The following is a 20559-nucleotide window of genomic DNA, read 5'->3' as shown; positions in this document are numbered from 1 at the left end:
GCTTTCAAGTAGCCGGAGCTTGCAATAGAGAGGCGCTGCAGGGTGCGGTCTGCTCTTGTTGCAGCACCTGCAAAAGAAGGGTGAGTGACTTGTTGATGGCAGCGCGATCACGTTCATGAAGCGAGCCCAGCAATTGGGTCGCATGGGCATCGAGCGCAGCGTTCAGATCATCAACGGCACGCGTGCCTTCGGCGGTTAGCGTCACCAGCCAACTCCTTGCATCAGCGGGGTTTGGCTCCTTGGTCACCAGGCCGCGGGCTACCAGCGTTTCAACGGCTCGCGATATCCAACTCTTTTCCAGGCGTACTCGCGTCCCAAGTTCAGAGAGCGTCAGGGGGCCAGAGCGCCCCAGTTCGGTCAGCAAATGGCACTGAGTGTTGGAGGTCTGGCTGCAGTCGGCCACGATGCGTTGCGCTCGGGTGTACAGACGAGCCACCTCGCGCAGCAGCATTTCAGGGTGAGGGGTAGACATTTAGGTGTGTAAAGCAACTAACTGCCTGAAAGATACTTGTCTGTGATTTGGTTGTCAATAGCAACTAAATGGACCATTTTTTCTTGTTCAGTGCATCGGTTGATGCACTTTCGGCCAAAAAAAACGGGCCGAAGCCCGTTTGTTCCATTCTGCTGGCGAAGACACCGACGAGGCATCTTCGTGCCGCGCAGGCGTTGGGATGGATTACTCCACGTCACCCATCTGCGATTGCAGGTAGTTCTGCAGGCCCACCTTGCCGATCAGATCGATCTGGGTTTCCAGGAAGTCGATGTGCTCCTCGGTGTCGTCCAGGATCTTTTGCAGCAGGTCGCGCGAGACATAGTCACGAACCGTTTCGCAGTGGGCGATGCCATCCTTGATGGTGGCCTGGGCGCCTTGTTCGGCGCGCAGGTCGCAGGCCAGGATCTCTGGTACGTCTTCGCCGACCTGGATCTTGGCCAGGTCCTGCAGGTTGGGCAGGCCATCCAGCGTGAAGATGCGGTCCATGAGCCAGTCGGCATGCTTCATCTCGCCGATGGATTCCGAATACTCCTTCTTGGCCAGCTTGTCGAAGCCCCAGTGCTTAAGCATGCGGTAGTGCAGGAAGTACTGGTTGATGGCGGTGAGTTCGTTCTTGAGCTGGGCCTGCAGATGGCCAATGACCTGTGCGTCACCTTTCATGGGGACTCCTTGTTGTGTTGTGTTGATTCGGCCCCGATTGTCGTGAGCCATATCAACACGCGCAAGGCATATCCCTGCTAGAGCGCGCTGGCTGCGTGTGAGGTTGATAGGCGTTCGCGTTCACCCCGGCCGACCCCATCCGGCCCGGTAGGCCCGATGGGGCTGCGCAGGCCGTGCGCGGGGCTATTGTGCGGCGCGTGGCGCGGCCGCCTGTGTGCCCATGGCGGTTGCGGCTGCAGACGATGGCGCCGTGCGCCGCTCACGCCAGTGCGCCAGGCCCAGCCATACCGTGGGCACCAGCACCAGGGCCAGCGAGATGGCCTGGGCAATGGTGCCTTCGGCCAGGTCTTCGGTGGCCGCATGCCAGTAAGCGTTGTCGATGCCGGGTATCGCTGCGCCTTCGGTGAACTCATGGAACGCATACACCACCAGTTGCACCGCAAACACCGCCATGAACCACGACGTGACGCGGAAGAACCGCGCAAGGTTCACCGCGCGACCGTAGCGCGTCCAGGCCCAGGCGATGGCAATGGCCAGCGCCAGGCCCGCCAGACCGCCCCAGGCCATGTAGCCCAGCTCGGCGCTGCGGGCCAGGGCGGCGAGCATGGTGGCGGTTTCCACGCCTTCGCGGCCCACCATGAAGAGGGCAAACAGGAACACCGCCACCCAGGCGCGCGGGCCTTCCAGCACACTGGCGCGGTCCATGCGCTGGGCAATGTCCTGGCCCATGCCTTGGCCCGCACGGCGCATGTGCACCACGCACCAGGCCACGGTGGCGGCAGCCACCAGCGCCATGCCACCCTCGGCTGCGGGCGACAGCGCACCCACCTGCGAGAGCACCCAGCCCAGCACCAGCGAGAGCAGGGCTGCCACGCCCACGCCCGCGCGCAGTGGCAGCAACAGGTGCAGGCGCCCGGTCTTGCGCAGGTACAGGGTGGCAATCGCCACCACCAGCAGGGCTTCCAGCCCTTCGCGGAAACAGATCAGAAGTGTTTGGAACATGGTGTTTGAGGTCTTTGCTATAAATTTATGAGCTGCTTGCGCTTATCAATAAAGCGCTGCAGGCCGTTTTGACCAATATTTCAGAGGCGTCGAGCTTTGGCTGGCCCACTGCAGCAAAGTGGCATGGGCGGCGTTGCTGCAGTGCGGCAGATGATAAAACTAAACGCGAATCAGTTGTATTTGAATGTTTGATATGCCGCAAGGGTTGACCAGGTGGGCGGTGGTTCGTGCAGCGGCTTCGTGGCGGTCTTTGGGGGTTTAAAAGGGGGCAAAATGCCCGCCCCGGCCTGAGGGCAGGGTGTCACTGTATAGTCACAGGCAATTGATTCAATCAAATCAATTAATTGGATTGATGGTCTCGAAAAGCCTAGACTTCAGTCCTGTTCAGTTAACCAACCACCAAGGAAACAGCAATGTCCCTGATCAATACGCAAGTTCAGCCCTTCAAGACCACCGCTTTCGTCAACCGTGACGGCAAGGGTGAATTCATCGAAGTGACCGAGCAGTCCCTCAAGGGCAAGTGGTCCGTGCTGATCTTCATGCCCGCAGCTTTCACCTTCAACTGCCCCACCGAAATCGAAGACGCTGCCGACAACTACGCAGAGTTCCAGAAGGCCGGCGCCGAGGTCTACATCGTGACCACCGACACCCACTTCTCGCACAAGGTGTGGCACGAAACGTCGGACGCCGTGGGCAAGGCCAAATTCCCCCTGGTTGGCGACCCAACGCACCAGCTGACCAACGCTTTCGGCGTGCACATCCCTGAAGAAGGCCTGGCACTGCGCGGCACGTTCGTGATCAACCCCGATGGCGTGATCAAGACCCTGGAAATCCACTCCAACGAAATCGCCCGCGACGTGTCGGAAACCCTGCGCAAGCTCAAGGCTGCCCAGTTCACCGCCGCCAACCCTGGCCAAGTCTGCCCCGCCAAGTGGAAGGAAGGCGCCAAGACCCTGACGCCTTCGCTGGACCTGGTCGGCAAGATTTAAGAAGGTGTGAAAGAGCCCGCCATGCCCGCTCGTCCCGCAAAAACGCGCACCCTCGTCGTTGCAAATGCTCGCCATAGCCCAAGCTATGCCTGCGCTTTGCGCCTAGACGGAGCACGTTTGTGCGGCCCGCTCTGGCACGCCGGGCCCCTTCCCACCTTCTAGTCGCTTTTCTCGGCCTCTGAAGCCGGACAGCGTCATGGCGCCTGTGCGCCGTGCCGTCCGGCTTTTTTACGCCCGGAGTTTGACCGGCAGGCTTGATCCGAACCACGCTTGCCATCACGCTCCCCACATACAACTCCAAATTCAAAGGACACCACCATGCTCGACGAACAACTCAAGACCCAACTCGCCGCCTACCTGGAGCGCGTGCAGCAGCCGTTTGAGCTGGTGGCATCCCTGGACGACAGCGAGACTGCGCGCGACATGCGCGAGCTGCTGACAACCATCCAATCCCTGCGCAGCGACAAGATCACCTTGCGCACCGACGGCAACGATGCGCGCAAGCCATCCTTCAGCCTGCAGCGCGCGGGCGCCACCAACAGCCTGCGTTTTGCCGGCCTGCCCCTGGGCCATGAATTCACCTCGCTGGTGCTGGCCCTGCTGTGGACGGGCGGCCACCCGCCCAAGGTGGAGCAGGACGTGATCGATTCGATCAAGGCCCTGGATGGCGACTTCAACTTTGAGGTCTACATGAGCCTGACCTGCCACAACTGCCCGGACGTGGTGCAGGCGCTGTCGCTCATGGCCATCGTCAACCCCAAGATCAAGACCACCGTCATCGAAGGCGGCGCCTTCCAGCAGGAAGTGACCGACCGCGAAATCATGGCCGTGCCCATGGTGTTTTTGAACGGCCAGGTCTTCGGCTCCGGCCGCATGTCGATTGAAGAAATCGTCGCCAAGCTCGACACCGGCGCCGCCGCTCGCGAAGCCGCCAAGCTCAGCGCCAAGGCCCCTTACGACGTGCTCATCGTCGGTGGTGGCCCCGCAGGCGCCGCGGCCGCTGTGTACGCCGCCCGCAAAGGCATCCGCACCGGCGTCGCTGCCGAGCGCTTTGGCGGTCAGGTCAATGACACGCTGGCGATTGAAAACTACATCTCGGTGCTCGAAACCGACGGCCCCAAGTTTGCCGCCGCACTCGAAGCCCACACCCGCGCCTACGGCGTGGACATCATGAACCTGCAACGCGCCGACAAACTCATCCCCGCGGCCGAGCCAGGTGGCCTCATCAGCGTGCAAATGGCCAACGGCGCCACGCTGCAGTCCAAGACGGTGATCCTGTCCACCGGCGCCCGCTGGCGCAATGTCAACGTGCCCGGCGAAGCCGAGTACAAGAACAAAGGCGTGGCCTACTGCCCGCACTGCGACGGCCCGCTGTTCAAGGGCAAGCGCACGGCGGTCATCGGCGGCGGCAACTCGGGTGTCGAGGCTGCCATCGATCTGGCTGGCATCGTGGCCCACGTCACGCTCATCGAGTTTGCCGACCAGCTCAAGGCCGACGCCGTGCTGGTCAACAAGCTCAAGAGCCTGCCCAACGTGACCATCCACACCAACGCGCAGACCACCGAAATCACCGGCGCCGACGGCAAGGTCAACGGCCTCAAGTACAAGGACCGCGCCACCAACGTGGAGCACCTGGTGCCGCTCGAAGGCGTGTTCGTGCAGATCGGCCTGGTGCCCAACACCGAGTGGCTCAAGGGCACGGTGGAGCTGTCCAAGTTCGGCGAAATCATCGTCGACTCGCACGGCCGCACCAACATCCCCGGCGTGTTCGCAGCGGGCGACTGCACCACGGTGCCGTTCAAGCAGATCGTGATTGCTGCGGGCGACGGATCGAAGGCGGCGCTGAGTGCTTTCGACCACCTGATCCGCATGCCGGTGGTGGCTGCGGCCGAAGGCGCCAAGGCTCCCGAAGCGCAGCGCGAAGCCGTGGCGGCGTAGGACGGGGCAGGGCGGCGGGGGCGAGCTGGTTAGGGCCAGTGCTTTCGAGGCACACCCCAACTCCCCTCTCCCCTCGGGGGAGAGGGGCCGGGGGAGGGGGGGGCGCATTCCCTCCGCGCCAGTTTCCCCCCTCTCGCCAACCCTCTCCCGCGAGGGGAGAGGGAGTCATGCAGGGGGCATCTCAAGCAAATCGGACCCTGGCGCTTGCTAGTAAAGCGCTAGTAGCTATCAAAACAAGAGCGACTGGATGTTTCAGCATCCGGTCGCTTTGCTTTTGGTGCCGATCATGGAGGCATGGAATCGTCAAGTCAGTGGCACGGTGGAGAGGGTTCTCATCCACTTTCGCCGGAGCTCGCGATAGTTTGCTACAGCGTGGCCGTTGCCCACATCACCTCGCCAGCTCGGCAATGGACTGAATGTGAAAGTCTGCGGCTACGCCAGGCGCGCTGGTGCCTACCAAGCAGGTGGTCATGCCCAACTTTCTGGCAGGTAGGATGTCGCGCTCCAGGCTGTCACCCACAAACAGCACTTCATCTGGGGAGGCTCCTACCGCGTCGAGCGCCGCAAGAAACGGCCGCGCGGATGGCTTGATGGCGCCGACCTCTGTGGAGAACATGGCGGCGGCAAGGATGGGGGCAACACCACTCGCTACTAGTTCTTCCTTCCAACAATGCGACGGCGCCCACACGTTGCTGACAATGGCGATAGCACGTTGTTCTGCGACAGAGCGCAGTGCAAGAGCGGCCCAAGCTGGCACTTTTCCGACCTCGTGCCTCGCAATCGTCATGGCGATCGCTTCATGCTCGCTGGCGGGAACCCCGGAGTGGGTGGTGATGAAGTCGGCCAAGGAAGGGAAGCACTCCACCAGCCGGGGATCCTCATAGTCGCGCAGAAAGGCTGCGTAGCATGCGCTTACAGCCGATTGCACATCAGCGAACGACAGGCCCCCGCCGCCGACCGCACGATAGCTGGTGTAGTAGTCCTGCTGCGGGTCGAACCGATCCCCTCCGAACATGAAGGTGCCATTCATGTCGAAAAGAACAGCCCGGTAGCCTGCAATGTCTGGAGGCTTTGCTTGACGCATAGATGACGCAGGCTTAATCGGCCATAGACGGGCTGTTGCTGACCCGATGGACCTCGGCAAGGATCATATTGACTGGCACTTGCTTTCCTTTGCTGTAAACGCCTGCTTGTCATGGCGATTGAAGCCCGCCGATTCATAAAACTGGAAGGTCGCCTCATCCTTCCTGCCTGTCATCAGCATGACCTTGTAGCAGCCTTGCGACCAAGCAAACGACAGAGCCTCAGCGAGTACTGCCTTGCCATACCCACGATTGCGATGTGCTGTATGGGTCACGACGTTTTCGATCAAACCATAGGGCTTGCAGCCACGGGTCAGATTCGGAACCACGGTGATGGTGCAGCTGCAGATGAGCTTGTCAGCCACGTAGACCCCGAAATATCGGTAGCGTGGGTTGCTCTGTAGTTCTTGCCAGATGGCTTCAACCGTTGATGCTCCCGGCAATGGGTCGTCATCTTTGTGAAGGTGTTGATACAAGTCCAGGAGGCTGTTCAATTCCGAGGGGTCAATTCGGCGAACTTCCATGCACTCCTCCTTTGAGTTGTGTGGGTATGACGAATGCGGCATCCAGGAGATCGCTCATGAGCACGCCAAAGGGTCGCTGCGAGATGTTGCCATAGGCCGGGCCCGCCACATCGGGCTTGTTAAGAGTTGCCGCTTGGGGCTTTAAACTGTTGATATTGAGAATTATTCTCATATAATTTCATCCCATCAGCCAGCCACAACGGCCCATCCTTCTGTCCGCAGAAGCCAGGACCGTCTGCATGGAGCCAGCTCTGTATTCGTTGTCGTTTCAGAGAAGGACTCCCCTCCGTGGCGCAGGCATTCCGTTCCCCTTCGTTTTCTCCCCGGCGCGCGCTGGCGCACCCCTCCGATCAATGGCTGCAAGGCCGTCTGCGGCCGCTTGCATGGCTGGTGGCCTGTGCATGTGTGGCGATTGGCAGCGCGCATGCGCAAGATGTGGCCCAGTTGGTGGCTGCAGCGCCGCAGCTCAAAGAAGTGGTCATCAGCGGCTCGCGCAGCGAGCAGGACCGCGACGAGCTGCCCATGAGCATCGACGTGATCAATGCGCAGGCCATCGAGGAAGGCCAGGTGCGCGACATCCGCGACGTGGCGCGTGAGTTGCCCAATGTGTCGGTCACACGGTCGCCCGCACGCTTCTCGCTGGCCAGCGGCTCTACGGGGCGCGAGCAGAACGCGGGCTTCAACATCCGGGGGCTGGACGGTAACCGCGTGTTGATGATGGTGGATGGCATTCGCCTGCCGCGCAGTTATGTCTTCAGCGCCAATGCCTTCGGGCGTGACTACCTGGACATCGGGCTGCTGCAGCGCATCGAGGTGGTGCGCGGCGCCACGTCGGCGCTGTATGGCTCCGACGGCATGGCGGGCCTGGTCAACTTCATCACGGCAGACCCTGCGGCATTCCTTGACGGCGACAAGCGCATCGGCGGCCGGGTGAGCCTGGGCTATGACGGCGACGAGCACGGCAAACGCGTGGGTGCCACCGTGGCGGGCAAGGCGGGCGACACGGTGCAGTGGCTGCTGGGCGGCAACGTCACCCGCGCCAGCGAGCTGGACAACATGGGCACCAACGATGCGGCAAATGCCGATCGCACCAAGCCCAATCCGCAGAAAGACAAAAGTGGCGCTTTGCTGGGCAAGGTGGTGCTGACGCCCGGCGGCGGCCAGCGCCATGTGTTCACGCTGGAGCATGTGGACAAGACGTCCGACTACGAGCTGCTCACCGTACTCTCCAAGCCGCCGCTGGCCGCCACGTCCGTGCTGGGCTCCACCTCGTTCACCGACATGCAGCGCAGCCGGGCGACGTGGGAAGGCAACTGGCGCGTGAACACCGCATTTGCCGATGATGTGAAGGCCACGCTGAGCTGGCAGGACGCCCATTCGCGCGAGTACATCACCGAAGACCGCAACACCGCCGCCGACCGCGTGCGCGACGTGACCTATGACGAGCGCACCTGGCAGGCCAACCTGCAGGGCAGCAAGGTGCTGCGCAATGGCGGGCCATGGGTACAGAAGATCACCTACGGCCTGGACTACACGGCGGCCAAAGTCGAGAACCTGCAGACCGGCGTGACGCCGCCCACGGGCGAGACCTTCCCGCTCAAGCGCTTCCCCGACACCACCGAGACCAGCACGGCCCTGTATGTGCAGGACGAGTTCGTGAGCGGGCCATGGAGCATCACCCCCGGCGTGCGCTTCGACACCTTCCGCATCAAGGCCGACCAGGCGGGCTTTGGCGCGCAGGCGGTGTCGCTGTCGGGCAATGCGACCTCGCCCAAGTTCGGCGTGCTGTACCGCGCCAGCGAGCAGTGGAGCGTGTTTGGCAACTACGCAGCGGGTTTCCGTGCGCCCAACGCAGGGCAGGTCAACGCCTTCTTTGAGAACCCGGTGGGCAATTACCGCACGGTGCCCAACGCCAACCTCAAGCCCGAGAAGAGCCAGAACTTTGAGCTGGGCGTGCGCGGGCGCATGGAGCGTTTGTCCATCGAAGCCGCAGCATTCACTGGCCGCTACAAGGACTTCATCGAAGACCTGCGCCAGGTCAGCGGCACGGGCGCGCCGGGCAACCCGCTGGTGTTCCAGTCGGTCAACATCGGCCGCGTCAAGCTCAATGGTTTCGAGGTCAAGGGCGACATGCGCTGGGGCCAGTGGGCGGGCGGGCAGTGGAGTTCTCCGTTTGCCTACGGCCAGACACGTGGCCGCGACACCACCACCGGCAAGCCGGTGAACACCGTGGACCCATCGCGCCTGACGGCGGGCCTGCGCTACGACACCGGTGGCTGGATGGCGCGGCTGGACATGACCCATGCCGCCGCCAAGAAGGCCAGCGACGTGAGCGTGGCCACGGGCAGCACGCAGTTCCTCACGCCGTCGTACACGGTGCTGGACCTGGCGGCCCAGTGGCGCATCCGCAAGGACCTGCGCCTGAACGCGGGCATCTACAACCTCACCGACAAGAAGCACTGGCGTTGGGCCGACGTGCGCGGCCTCGCTGCCAACGCCAGCTTCATCGACGCCTACAGCCAGCCGGGCCGCGCAGTGCGCGTGTCACTGGTGGCGGATTTCTGATTCCGTCTCCAAATCATCCGTGTCGTTGTTGCTTCGCCTTGCCGTGCTACAGCACTGTCTGCGGCTTCGCGCCTAGACACGAATGACTTGGAAACGGAATGACTGCCTTTTTCCTGCTGTTCCCTGCTTTTCCGTCCCCAGGCATCCACCCAAGGAGATCACTATGAGCCACGCTCCACACCAGCCCAACACGGGCAGCCACGCCGACGAGGAATACAGCCTGCCCTGCGCCGAGGCGCTGCTGGCGGGCACCCTGGCCCTGATGACGGGCTATGTGCAAGCCTGCTGCGACAGCCACCGCGACGCCATGGGCAGCAAGATCGCGGCCAACCTGCAGATGCTGGCCGACGCCCAGGGCTTCACGCCACACTTCCGCACCGTGGTCTGGAGCCTGCAAGGCCGCTGGGACCAGCAATGCAAGGCGCGCCAGGACGTGGCCGCCAGCGCCGCGATGGTGGCTGCCGAACAACGCCGCGTGCTGTGGCACACCGCGCCGGAGGCCGTGCAATGAATGCCGCTGTGACGAACCCCCCAAGCGCTCCGGCCCATCCGCCGCAAGCCGCCCCCGACATCCGCGAGCGGTTCGCCGCAGCCCGCGCAGCGGGCAAGCGTGCCAAGGACGCCGCCGAGAGCCTGGGGCTGTCGGAAGGCGCCGCCGTGGCCGCCCATGCGGGCGAGCACGGCCACCCGCTCAAGGCCCAGCCGCTGCAGGGCTCGTGGCTGGAACTGCTGCAGGCGCTCGAAGCCTGCGGCCCGCTGATGGCGCTCACGCGCAACGAAGGCACGGTGCACGAGAAGACCGGCGTGTACACGCACGTGTCGGCCACCGGGCCGGTGGGGATCGCACTGGGCGAAGACATCGACCTGCGCCTGTTCTTTGCGCAGTGGCATGCGGGCTTTGCGGTGACGGAGCTGGCCAACGACCCCACCAAGCCGCCATCGCGCAGCCTGCAGTTCTACAACGCGCAGGGCCGTGCGGTGCACAAGATCTTCACGCGCGAAGCCACCGACCTGGCTGCATTCGACGCAGTGGTGAGCCGCTTCGTGCAACCCAGCGCGGGTTACGTGTTTGGTCCGGAGCCCACGCCAGCGGCCGTGCTGCCCGACGCCGACATCGACGCCCAGGGCTTGCGCGAGGCCTGGGCCGCCATGCAGGACACGCACGAGTTCTTCGGCCTGACCAAAAAGTTCGGCGTGGTGCGCCAGCAGAGCTTTCGCCTCGTCGAAGGCCAGTTTGCCTGGCGCGCCGCACCGCAGGCCGTGGCACGCCTGCTGGACGAGGCCGCGGTGGACGGCCTGCCCATCATGGTGTTTGTGGGCAGCGGCGGCTGCATCCAGATCCACACCGGGCCGGTGCGCAACATCCAGCCGCTCGATACGCCGCGTGCGCAGTGGATCAACGTGCTGGACGCGGGCTTCAACCTGCACCTGCGCACCGACATGATTGCCAGCGTGTGGGTGGTGGAGAAGCCCACGGCCGATGGTGTTGTCACCTCGGTCGAGGCGTTCGACCACGCGGGCGAGCTGATGGCCATGTTCTTCGGTGCACGCAAGCCCGGCAAGCCCGAACTGCAGGGCTGGCGCGACCTGGTGGCACGCTTGCCTGGCGTGCAGGAGCTGGCCCATGCTGCGTGATCCGATGGCCGTGCAAAGCTGGGGGCCAGGTGGCGCGCGTCGGCGGTTGCTGCGCGGTGTGGTGGCGTTGCCTTGGTTGTCCGCGATGGGGTTCGGGACCGCATGGGCCGCCCGCCCGGCGCGCATTGTCTCGCTGGGCGGCGCGTTGACCGAGGTGGTCTACCTGCTGGGTGCACAAGGCCAGTTGGTGGGCACCGACACCACCAGCCTGTTCCCCGAGGCCGCGCTCAAGACCGCCAAGGTCGGCTACATGCGCCAGCTGTCGGCCGAGGGGTTGCTTTCCCTCAAGCCCGACGCTGTGGTGGGCACCACCGAAGCCGGGCCGCCCGTGGTGCTGGACCAGGTGCGCAGCGCTGGCGTGCGCGTGGAGCTGGTGCAGGCCGACCACACCTGGGACGAGGTGCGGCGCAAGGTCGCCACCGTGGGCCGCGTGGCGGGCCGCGAGCGCGAGGCCCAGGCCCTGCAGACTGACCTGGATGCGCAGTGGGCGGCAGTGCAAAAGCAGGTGGCAGCCACCACACGGCGCCCGCGCGCCATCTTCATCCTGTCGCACGGCGGCAGCCCCATGGTGGCAGGCACTGGCACAGCGGCCGATGCGCTGATCCGCTTTGCGGGCGCGACCAATGCCATCATGCAGTTCGCAGGCTACCGGCCCCTCACGGCCGAGGCCATGGCCAGCGCCGCGCCCGAGGTGCTGCTCAACAGCACGCAGGGCATCGAGGCACTGGGCGGCGAGGCCGCTTTCTGGCAGCGGCCTGAGCTGGCACTCACGCCCGCTTACCGCCGCAAGGCCCTGGTGGCCATGGAGGCCAGCCACTTGCTGGGCTTTGGCCCGCGCCTGCCTGCTGCCGTGCGCGAGCTGCACACCCGCACCCAGGCGATCACCGCGTGAGCAGCGTGGCTGTGGCGCAGCCGGGTGCGCGCTGGTCTTTGCGGCGCCTGTCGCCGCGCGCAGCGCTGCTGTGGGGCGTTGCGCTGGTGGGGCTGAGCTTTGTCTGGGCCAGCACACGGGGCGCCTACGCCATTGCACCCGCCCAGCTGTGGCAGGTGCTGCTGCAGGCTGTGGGCGCAGCGCCGTCGGCCGAGCAGGCACCCGAATACCTGGTGTTCATCAACATCCGGCTGCCGCGCCTGCTGATGGGCGTGGCCGCCGGGGCGGGCCTGGGGCTGGCCGGTGCGCTGATGCAGGGGCTGTTTCGCAACCCGCTGGCCGACCCCGGGCTGGTGGGCGTGAGCAGCGGCGCCGCGCTGGCGGCGGCCGTCACCATCGTGCTGGGCAGCCACTGGCTGCCCGACCTGCCGCGCACGCTAGGCAGCTGGACACTGGTGGGCATGGCCTTTGGCGGCGGCCTGCTCGTCACGGCGCTGATCTATGCACTGGCGCAGGCCGATGGCGGCACGCGCATGGGGCTGATGCTGCTGGCCGGTGTGGCGGTCAATGCGCTGGCGCTGGCGGGGCTGGGCTACCTCAACTTCATCTCTACCGACGAGCAGCTGCGCAACATCCAGATGTGGCTGCTGGGCAGCCTGGGCGGCGCGCGCTGGAGCGCCGTGGCGCTGGTGGGCGCCATCGTGGCGGTGGCCTGCGGCCTGGGCCTGGCGCTGGCGCGCCCGCTCAACGCGATTGCGCTGGGCGAGGCGCAGGCCGCGCTGCTGGGCGTGCCGGTGGAGCGCACCAAGCGCCTGGCGGTCCTGGTCACCGCGCTGGCCGTGGGCGCGGTGACGGCGGCCACCGGCATCATTGGCTTTATCGGCCTGGTGGCGCCGCACTGGGTGCGCCTGGTGGCGGGGCCGGACCACCGCGTGGTGCTGCCGGGCTCGGCCCTGCTGGGCGCCGCGCTGGTGCTGGCGGCCGACGGCGTGGCGCGCACCATCGTGCAGCCCGCAGAGCTGCCGCTGGGCGTGCTCACCGCGTTCATCGGCGTGCCGCTGTTTCTGGCCATGCTGCGCCAGTTTCGGAGCAAGGTATGAATGCCGCCGTCGCATCCCCGGTCACCACCACCGCCGATCTGCTGGCGTGCGACCAGCTGGGTGTGGGCGTGCCCGGCCGGCCCTTGCTGGCCACCGTGCACACGCAGTTCGTGCCCGGGCGCGTCACGGCCATCCTGGGCCCCAACGGCGCGGGCAAGTCCACCCTGCTGGCCATGCTTTCGGGCCAGCGTGCGCCGCGCTCGGGCCATGTGTGGATGGGCGGGCAACCGGTGTCTGGCCAAGGCGCCCAGGCCCTGGCCCGCCAGCGTGCCGTGCTGCCGCAGGACACGGCCGTGGCCTTCGACTTCACGGTGCAGGAGGTGGTTGAGATGGGGCGCTTTCCCCACCGCCAGCAGCCCAGCCGCCACGAAGCGCGCATCGTGACCGAGGCGATGCAGGCCACCGGCGTGGCCCACCTGGCCGGGCGCAGCATCAACACCTTGTCGGGCGGCGAACGCGCCCGCAGCCATCTGGCCCGCGCGCTGGCCCAGATCTGGGAGCCCCTGCCCGACGGTACGACACGCTGGCTGCTGCTGGATGAGCCCACCGCCGCGCTCGACCTGGCGCACCAGCACCACACGCTGGCCCTGGTGCGCCGCTGGGCGGTGGAGCAGGGCGTGGGCGTGGTCGCGGTGCTGCACGACCTGAACCTGGCCCTGCGCTACGCACACGACAGCCTGCTGCTCGCCCCGGGCCTGACAGGCCCGCGCAGCGTGCACGCCACGGCCCACCTGCTCACCCCCGCCACCATCGCGCAGGTGTGGGGCGTGCACAGCACGCCGGTGCTGGCGGCCGATGGGGTGCCGCAGTATCTGGTGGCGGCGCAGTGAATGGCATTTCTATAGTCAAAATGGCCTCTGCCGCGCTATGGGTCTCAAAGTTCGCTATAAAAAATGAAGCATCTGCATGGTGTGCCTGCGCAACCCATGAAGGTAGGCCCCTCAACCCGTCAGGCTATCTGGCGGGGTGGGTGGTGCGGTCTGCTTAGAATCCCGCTGCCCATGCGCCGCTTGCTGCTCGTCTTTCTGTTGGTGTTCATGCCGCTCCAGTCCATCTGGGCGGCGGCCTCGCCCTATTGCGGGCACGAGTCAGCGCCGCAGGCATCGCACTTTGGCCACCATGTGCACGAGCACCATGGCGACGAAGGGGCCGACCACTCGGCCCCGGGCGCCAGCCCCAGCACTCTGGCCGACATGGACTGCCATGCCTGCCACGGCACAGGCGGCGGCCTGGCGCACAGTGCCAGCGCCCAGGCCATCGTGGTGGCCGTGGTGCACCCGCCGGGCCTGGCCGCACCCGCCTGGCCACTTGCCCCCCTTACGCGCCCCGAACGCCCCAACTGGTCCTTCTTCGCCTGAGCGGCGAGGCGGGGGCTTGGGTGGCTCCGTTTCTTTTCCTGATGCTGTTGGAGACCTGCCTTCCCAGGCAGTAGCGGTGCTCGTCTTGCTGTTGGCATGCGTGCCCCTCTGACGTCCCCTCCGTGCATCGCGCCTCGCCGATTTCAACCTGTGGCCCCGGCCACTGCAGAGGAATCGGATGCAACCAACGAAACAACGACAACACACGCCCATCGCCGCGCTGGTGGTGATGGCGCTGGGCTGGGCACTGCTGGGCAGTGCCGCACAGGCCCAGACCTCCAACCCCGGCACAGCGCCGCTCACGCTCCAGGCCCTGTTCGAGCAGGCCTGGCAGCGCCAGCCCGAAGCGCAGTCTGCTGCCTTGCGGCGCGAGGCCGCGCAGGCCACACACAGCGCGGCGGCAGCCTGGACGGCCGAGCCCATGGCATTGGAGCTGTCCACCAAAACCGACCGCCCCGGCAGCAACCAGGGCAGCCGCGAGGCCGAAGTGGGCCTGGCCCTGCCGCTGTGGCTGCCCGGCGAGCGCGCCCGCAAGGCAGCGCTGGCCGATGCGGAAGCGCAGGCGCTGGACAGCCGCCAGCGCGCCGCGCAGCTGCAACTGGCCGCCACTGTGCGCGAAGCCTGGTGGGCCGCGCAGCGCGCGCAGGCTGACTGGGCCCTGGCGCAAGACCGGCTGCTGAACGCGCAGCGCCTGGCCGCCGACGTGGCGCGCCGCGTGCGTGCTGGCGACCTGTCGCGTGCCGACCAGGCCCAGACCGACGGCGCCGTGGCCCAGGCCGAAGCCGCCACGGCCGAGGCCCAGGGCGCGCGGGACGCAGCGCAGGCCGCACTGGCCGCCTGGGGTGTGCAGGCCGCGCCCACCCTGGCGCTGGCGGACGGGGCGGAGCCCGAGCCCCCTGTGCCAGACGCCACGGCAGCCGCTGCCCAGCACCCTGCGGCGGCCGACTGGCACGACCAGGCCGAGGTAGCCCGCCGCGCTGCCGACCTGGCTGCCGTGCAAACCCGTGCTAACCCCGAGCTGACGGTGGCCGCCACGCGCGGCCGCGAGCAGGCGGGCGACCGCTACCAGCAGACCTTCACCGTGGGCCTACGCATACCCCTGGGCGGGGGCGACCGTGCGCAGGCGAAGCAGGCTACAGCACGCGCCGATGCCATCGATGCCGAGGCGCGTGCTGCCGTGGAGCAGAGGCGCCTGGCCGCCGACATCGCCGCCGCCATGGCCCGCGTGAAGGCCGCGCAGGCCCAGCGCGATGCGCTGGCACGCCACGCGGCGCTGGCGCAGGGCACACGCGGCTTTATCGACAAGGCCTTCCGACTGGGCGAAGCCGACGGCCCCACACGCCTGCGTGTGGAGCTGGAGGCCGCCCAGGCCGAACGCCAGTTGGCCCGCGCCCGCATCGACGCAGCGGCCGCCGTCTCCCATCTGCGCCAGGCCCTGGGCCTGCTGCCGCAATGAACTCCCTGTGAATCCCGACCAATTTTTAAGACAACCATGACACTCTCTTCCGCTTTCTCCACACTGGGCCTGGCCCTGCTGCTGGGCTTGCTACCGCCGACAGCGCTGGCCGGTGCTGGCCACGACCATGGCGACGCCCCCGCTGCCGCAACGGGCACGGCCCTGCCGCGCTTTGCTGCTACCTCGGACCTGTTTGAACTCGTGGGCGTGCTCGACGGGCAAAAAATTGCGCTCTATCTGGACCACGCGGGCGACAACAGCCCCGTGAAAGACGCCCGGCTGGAGCTGGACATCGCGGGCACCAGCGTGCCCGTCACCCGCGTGGCCGAGGGCGAGTTCCAGGCCATCTTGGCCGCGCCGCTGGCCGAGGGTGTGAGCCCCGTCACCGCCACCGTGGCCGCAGGCAATGAGACCGATCTGCTCGCAGGCGAGATCGACCTGCACCCCGCCGCCCACACCGATGCCGCACCGGCAGGGCTGGCCCGCCGCACTGTGCTGATCGCAGGCGCTATGGCCGCCGTGCTGCTGGCGCTGGTCGCCGTGTGGGGTTTGCGCCGGGGCCGTGCTGCCCGCATGGGCAACAACCAGCGCGTGGGAGGTGCAGCATGAAGCGCTTCCACCCCATGCCTTCCTTGCTTGCCCTGCTCATGGCCGCCGCGCTCAGCGCACCCCTGCCAGCCCTGGCAGGCCCCGGCCACGACCATGGCGACGCGCCACCCGCGCCCACCGGCAACGGCCCCAGCCGCCAGCCCGATGGCAGCGTGTTTCTGCCCAAGCCCGCACAGCGCCAACTGGGCGTGCGCACTCTGGTGGCAGACACCGGGCAGCACGCCAAGGCTTTTGAACTGGCGGGCACCGTGGTGATGGACCCCAACGCGGGTGGCAAGGTGCAGGCCGTGCTGGCCGGGCGGCTGGAGGCTGGGCCCAAGGGCCTGCCTGGCGTGGGCCAGGCGGTGCGCAAGGGCGAGGTGCTGGCCTATGTGGTGCCCACGGCGGGCGCCATCGAGCGCTCCAACCAACTGGCCCAGCAGGCTGAACTGCGCGCTGCACGCGACCTGGCCGCACGGCGCGTGGCGCGCCTGACGGAGCTGGCCGACACCGTGCCGCGCAAGGACATCGAGGCAGCCGAGAGCGATCTGCACAGCCTCACCCAGCGCCTGGGTGCCGTGGGCGCGGGCCTGGCCACACGCGATGCGCTGGTGGCCCCGGTGTCGGGCGTCATCGCCTCAGCCAATGCCGTGGCCGGGCAGGTGGTGGATGCGCGCGAACTGGTGTTTGAGGTGGTGGACCCATCGCGCTTGCGCATCGAGGCTCTGGCCTACGACCCGGCACAAGCCCAGAGCGTGGCCGGTGCCACGCTGGCCGTGGCCGGGCAGCGCGTGCCACTGCGCTTTCTAGGCGCGGCGCGCAGCCTGCGTGATCAGGCGCAGCCGCTGCAGTTTGCGGGCGACTCGTCTGCGCTTGGCACCTTGGCCCTGGGCCAGCCGGTGCGCGTGTTCGTGCAGTCCACCGACAAGGTCGATGGCGTGCAAGTGCCCGCTGCCGCGCTGTTGCGCAACCCGGCCAACCAGACCATCGTGTGGGTCAAGGAGTCGCCCGAGCGCTTTGCGCCACGGGTGGTCACGGCGGTGCCGCTGGATGGCGCCTCGGTGGCCGTGACCTCTGGCCTCCAGCCCGGCGACCGCGTGGCTACGCAGGGCGCCACGCTCATCAACCAGGTCCGCTAAGGAGTCGCTATGTTCAAGTGGCTTCTCGAAAACAGCCTGGTCAACCGGCTGCTGGTGCTCATCGCCGCCGCCGTGCTCATGGCCTACGGCGCCTTCACGCTCTCGCGCACGCCGGTGGACGTGTTCCCTGACCTCAACAAACCCACCGTCACCCTCATGACCGAGGCCGGCGGCATGGCCGCCGAAGAGGTGGAGCAGCTCATCACCTTCCCACTGGAGACCACGATGAATGGCCTGCCCGGTGTGGAGAGCGTGCGCTCCACCTCCAGTGCGGGCCTGTCGTTCATCTACGTCACTTTCGACTGGAGCACCGAGATCTACCGCGCGCGCCAGATGGTGTCGGAGCGCCTGTCGTCCATGGAAGAAGGCCTGCCCAGCGGCATCACGCCGCGCATGGGGCCCATCAGCTCCATCATGGGCGAGATCATGCAGGTGGCCATCCCCATCGACGCAGGCAAGACCACCCCCATGGCCGTGCGCGAGTACGCCGACTGGGTGCTGCGCCCGCGCCTCATGGCCATCCCTGGCGTGGCGCAGGTGATCCCCATCGGTGGCGAGGTGCGCCAGTTCCAGGTGTTGCCCGACACGGCGCGCATGGCAGCGCTGGGCATCACGCACGACCAGCTCACGGGCGCGCTCAAGGGCTTTGCGGCCAACACCTCGGGCGGGTTTCTGGAGCTGGGCGGGCGCGAATACCTCATCCGCCACCTGGGCCGCACCTCGCGGCTCGAAGACCTGCAGAACCTGGCCCTTACCGCCAAAAACGGCCAAAGCGTGCTGCTGCGCCAGGTGGCCGATGCCACCTTTGCCGCCGCCACCAAGCGCGGTGACGCGGGCTTTGAAGGGCAGGGCGCCGTCATCCTGGGCATCCAGAAGCAGCCCACGGCCGACACCATCGGGCTCACGCGCAGCATCGAGGCCGCGCTGGTGGACCTGAAGAACTCGCTGCCCGCAGGCATGGAGGCGCCGCGCGTCACCTTCCGCCAGGCGAGCTTCATCGAAGCCTCGGTCACCACGCTGCAGGGCAAGCTCATGGGCGCCTCGGTGTTTGTGGCGGTAATCCTGTTCGTGTTCCTCGGCACGCTCAGGCCCACGGTGATTGCGCTCACGGCCATCCCGGTGTCCATCTTCATCACGGCACTGGTGTTCAAGTATTTCGGCCTGTCCATCAACACCATGACGCTGGGCGGCCTGGCCATTGCCATTGGCGGCCTGGTGGACGACGCGGTGGTCGATGTGGAAAACGTGCTGCGCCGCCTGAAGATGGACCGCGCCAAGCACCCCCACCACCGCCTGCACCCCATCGAGGTAGTCAAGCTCGCGTCGATGGAAGTGCGCTCCGGCATCCTGTATGCCACGGCCATCATCGTGCTGGTGTTCTTGCCGCTGTTTGCGCTGCCGGGCATCGAGGGGCGGCTGTTTGTGCCGCTGGGCATTGCGTTCATCGTGTCCACGCTGGCCTCGCTGCTGGTGTCGGTCACGGTCACGCCGGTGCTGGCTTTTTACCTGCTGCCGCGCATGAAGAACCTTGACCACGGCGACACGCGCGTGGTGGCCTGGCTCAAGGCGCGCTACCGCAGCGGGCTCTCGGCTGTGCTGGCGCGGCCGCGTGCAGCCCTGGCCGTGAGCGCGGTGGCGGTGGCGCTGTCGGCAGCGGCGGTGCCGTTCTTCCCCACCACCTTCCTGCCGCCGTTCAACGAAGGCACGCTGCTCATCGGCATGCGGCTCAACCCTGGTGTCACGCTGGCCGAATCGAGCGCGCTGGCCCGCCAGGCCGAGGTGCTGGTGCGCCAGGTGCCCGAGGTCACGCACGTGGGCCGGCGCAGTGGCCGGGCCGAGCTGGACGAGCATGCCGAAGGCGTGCACGTGAGCGAGCTGGACGTGGGGCTGCTGCCTGCGGCGGAGCTCAAGCGCAGCATGGCCGAGGTGCAGGCCGACATCCGCAGCCGCCTGGCGCACCTGCCTGCCGCCATCGCCATCGGCCAGCCCATCTCGCACCGCATCGACCACATGCTGTCGGGCGTGCGCTCGCAGATCGCCATCAAGCTCTTTGGCGACGACCTGGACACCCTGCGCGGCCAGGCCGAGGCCCTGCGCGCGCGGCTGGCGGGCATCCCCGGCCTGGCCGACCTGGAGGTGGAAAAGCAGGTGCTGGCGCCGCAGATCACCGTGCGCGTGGACTACGCCGCCGCTGCACAAATGGGCGTGCCCGCACCCCAGGTGCTGGCCGCTCTGCAGACGCTGGTGGAGGGCGAAAAAGTCGCCCAGGTGGTGGAAGGCAGCCGCCGCTTTGCGCTGGTGGTGCGCCTGCCCGACAGCGCGCGCTCCATCGACGGCCTGGCGCGCGTGCTGATCGACACGCCCCGTGGCCCCGTGCCCCTGTCGCGCCTGGCCACCATCGAAGAGGGCGACGGCCCCAACCAGATCAGCCGCGACGACGGCAAGCGCCGCATCGTGCTCTCGGCCAACGCGCAGGGCAGGGCGCTGTCCGACGTGGTGGCCGACATCCGCCAGGCCGTGGGCGACACGCGCCTGCCCGAGGGCTACTTCATCACCCTGGGCGGCCAGTTCCAGGCGCAGGAAGAAGCCAGCCGCCTGGTGGGCCTGCTGGCCATCGTCTCGCTGGTGCTGATGTTCGTGGTGCTGTACACGCGCTACCGCTCGGCCACGCTGTCGGCGCTCATCATGGCCAACATCCCGCTGGCGCTGGTGGGCGCGGTGCTGGGCCTGTGGGTGTCGGGCCAGCCGCTGTCGGTGGCGGCGCTGATCGGCTTCATCACGCTGGCGGGCATCTCGGTGCGCAACGGCATTTTGAAGGTGAGCCACTACCTCAACCTGATGCGCGTGGAGGGCGAGCGCTTTGACACCGCCATGATCGTGCGCGGCTCTCTGGAGCGCCTGAGCCCCGTGCTGATGACCGCCCTGGTCACCGCCTTTGCTCTGGCCCCGCTGCTGCTGGAGGCCGAGCGCCCCGGCACCGAAATCCTGCACCCGGTGGCCGTGGTCATCTTCAGCGGCCTCATCAGCTCCACGCTGCTCGACACCTTCCTCACCCCGGCCCTGTTCTGGCTGTTTGGCCGCAAGGATGCCGAACGCCTGCTGGACGACAAGAACGCCGAGGCGTTCTGAGCTTTTCTTGTTTTGTATTTGTTCTCTTTG

Annotated in this window: 18 protein-coding genes; 13 read left to right on the top strand and 5 right to left on the bottom strand. The window is 66.8% G+C overall.

Annotated features, from left to right (window positions below; genetic code table 11):
* Nucleotides 1-4: 4 nt before the first annotated feature.
* The 3 genes from ACT89O_RS16945 to ACT89O_RS16935 all read right to left on the bottom strand — a co-directional run bounded on the left by ACT89O_RS16945 (nucleotide 5) and on the right by ACT89O_RS16935 (nucleotide 2155).
* On the bottom strand, nucleotides 5-472 hold the full coding sequence (locus ACT89O_RS16945) for a MarR family winged helix-turn-helix transcriptional regulator (protein ID WP_487260660.1): 468 nt from the start codon (nucleotides 470-472) through the stop codon (nucleotides 5-7).
* A 204-nt stretch (nucleotides 473-676) separates the two neighbouring features.
* Entirely contained in the window at nucleotides 677-1153 is a 477-nt protein-coding gene (bfr, locus tag ACT89O_RS16940) for a bacterioferritin (RefSeq protein ID WP_055398627.1), read from the bottom strand.
* Nucleotides 1154-1336: 183 nt separating this feature from the next.
* On the bottom strand, nucleotides 1337-2155 hold the full coding sequence (locus ACT89O_RS16935) for an FTR1 family iron permease (protein ID WP_228899542.1): 819 nt from the start codon (nucleotides 2153-2155) through the stop codon (nucleotides 1337-1339).
* Between the two features lie 413 nt (nucleotides 2156-2568).
* On the opposite strand from ACT89O_RS16935, the gene ahpC reads away from it, so the two are divergent.
* Both ahpC and ahpF read left to right on the top strand, forming a co-directional pair.
* Complete coding sequence (ahpC, locus tag ACT89O_RS16930) at nucleotides 2569-3144, top strand: alkyl hydroperoxide reductase subunit C (protein ID WP_055398629.1); 576 nt, start codon at nucleotides 2569-2571, stop codon at nucleotides 3142-3144.
* Between the two features lie 318 nt (nucleotides 3145-3462).
* Nucleotides 3463-5082, top strand: a complete 1620-nt coding sequence (gene ahpF, locus ACT89O_RS16925; RefSeq protein ID WP_487260659.1) for an alkyl hydroperoxide reductase subunit F — start codon at nucleotides 3463-3465, stop codon at nucleotides 5080-5082.
* Nucleotides 5083-5470: 388 nt separating this feature from the next.
* Here the strand turns inward: ahpF and ACT89O_RS16920 are convergent, their stop codons facing one another.
* Both ACT89O_RS16920 and ACT89O_RS16915 read right to left on the bottom strand, forming a co-directional pair.
* Nucleotides 5471-6166 (bottom strand): HAD family hydrolase, encoded by a 696-nt coding sequence (locus ACT89O_RS16920; RefSeq protein WP_487260658.1) that lies wholly within the window; start codon nucleotides 6164-6166, stop codon nucleotides 5471-5473.
* Between the two features lie 63 nt (nucleotides 6167-6229).
* Nucleotides 6230-6688, bottom strand: coding sequence for a GNAT family N-acetyltransferase (locus ACT89O_RS16915; protein ID WP_487260657.1), 459 nt, complete (start codon nucleotides 6686-6688; stop codon nucleotides 6230-6232).
* Between the two features lie 333 nt (nucleotides 6689-7021).
* Between ACT89O_RS16915 and ACT89O_RS16910 the strand changes: the two genes are divergently transcribed.
* From ACT89O_RS16910 to ACT89O_RS16860, 11 genes are all read left to right on the top strand, one after another.
* Complete coding sequence (locus ACT89O_RS16910) at nucleotides 7022-9253, top strand: TonB-dependent hemoglobin/transferrin/lactoferrin family receptor (protein WP_487262875.1); 2232 nt, start codon at nucleotides 7022-7024, stop codon at nucleotides 9251-9253.
* Nucleotides 9254-9416: 163 nt separating this feature from the next.
* The gene (locus ACT89O_RS16905) at nucleotides 9417-9764 is read left to right on the top strand and encodes a hypothetical protein (protein ID WP_487260656.1); all 348 of its coding nucleotides are present in this window, start codon (nucleotides 9417-9419) and stop codon (nucleotides 9762-9764) included.
* A complete protein-coding gene (locus ACT89O_RS16900; RefSeq protein WP_487260655.1) occupies nucleotides 9761-10888 on the top strand; it encodes a hemin-degrading factor in 1128 nt (375 codons plus the stop codon). The genes ACT89O_RS16905 and ACT89O_RS16900 overlap by 4 nt, the downstream gene beginning before the upstream one ends.
* Nucleotides 10878-11780: a heme/hemin ABC transporter substrate-binding protein gene (locus ACT89O_RS16895; protein WP_487260654.1), complete on the top strand. Its 903-nt coding sequence runs from the start codon at nucleotides 10878-10880 to the stop codon at nucleotides 11778-11780. The genes ACT89O_RS16900 and ACT89O_RS16895 overlap by 11 nt, the downstream gene beginning before the upstream one ends.
* Nucleotides 11777-12859, top strand: a complete 1083-nt coding sequence (locus ACT89O_RS16890; RefSeq protein ID WP_487260653.1) for a FecCD family ABC transporter permease — start codon at nucleotides 11777-11779, stop codon at nucleotides 12857-12859. Before ACT89O_RS16895 ends, ACT89O_RS16890 begins: the two co-directional genes overlap by 4 nt.
* The gene (locus ACT89O_RS16885; protein ID WP_487260652.1) at nucleotides 12856-13689 is read left to right on the top strand and encodes a heme ABC transporter ATP-binding protein; all 834 of its coding nucleotides are present in this window, start codon (nucleotides 12856-12858) and stop codon (nucleotides 13687-13689) included. Before ACT89O_RS16890 ends, ACT89O_RS16885 begins: the two co-directional genes overlap by 4 nt.
* 171 nt (nucleotides 13690-13860) lie before the next feature.
* Nucleotides 13861-14217, top strand: coding sequence for a hypothetical protein (locus ACT89O_RS16880; RefSeq protein ID WP_487260651.1), 357 nt, complete (start codon nucleotides 13861-13863; stop codon nucleotides 14215-14217).
* A gap of 178 nt (nucleotides 14218-14395) precedes the next feature.
* The gene (locus ACT89O_RS16875) at nucleotides 14396-15673 is read left to right on the top strand and encodes a TolC family protein (RefSeq protein WP_487260650.1); all 1278 of its coding nucleotides are present in this window, start codon (nucleotides 14396-14398) and stop codon (nucleotides 15671-15673) included.
* Nucleotides 15674-15709: 36 nt separating this feature from the next.
* On the top strand, nucleotides 15710-16282 hold the full coding sequence (locus ACT89O_RS16870; RefSeq protein WP_487260649.1) for a hypothetical protein: 573 nt from the start codon (nucleotides 15710-15712) through the stop codon (nucleotides 16280-16282).
* Nucleotides 16279-17400, top strand: coding sequence for an efflux RND transporter periplasmic adaptor subunit (locus ACT89O_RS16865; RefSeq protein WP_487260648.1), 1122 nt, complete (start codon nucleotides 16279-16281; stop codon nucleotides 17398-17400). The genes ACT89O_RS16870 and ACT89O_RS16865 overlap by 4 nt, the downstream gene beginning before the upstream one ends.
* A 9-nt stretch (nucleotides 17401-17409) precedes the next feature.
* Complete coding sequence (locus tag ACT89O_RS16860) at nucleotides 17410-20529, top strand: efflux RND transporter permease subunit (protein ID WP_487260647.1); 3120 nt, start codon at nucleotides 17410-17412, stop codon at nucleotides 20527-20529.
* Nucleotides 20530-20559: the final 30 nt, after the last annotated feature.

It is taken from the genome of Acidovorax sp. NN32 (genome assembly GCF_057597245.1).
The sequence above is the reverse complement of the archived record's forward strand: the minus strand, read 5'-3'. Positions and strand labels throughout refer to the sequence as shown.